We start from the raw sequence: 264 nt of genomic DNA, 5'->3' as shown, positions 1-264 counted from the left end.
CCGTTTTCCTGCCCCATTCCTGCGGTGTTTCCCTGCATTGGTGCGCCGGATGCGTCACTTCTCCTGCCGGTCATATCCCTTTTGGACGGTCATTCACTTGTCAAGGTACTGTGTGGTACGAAATTACCAACTGCAATCATCATAGCGGACTATCCTTGACAAAACAATGCTTCTGCGATACCATGAGTGTAATTGATATAACTAAATTATATAATTACCATAAACAAAGGCAGGGGATAGGGATGGAGAATCAGTTTATACGGC

This window comes from Coprococcus sp. AF16-22, from assembly GCF_003461545.1.
Classification (GTDB): domain Bacteria; phylum Bacillota; class Clostridia; order Lachnospirales; family Lachnospiraceae; genus Coprococcus; species Coprococcus aceti.
This window is presented reverse-complemented; position numbering follows the sequence as displayed.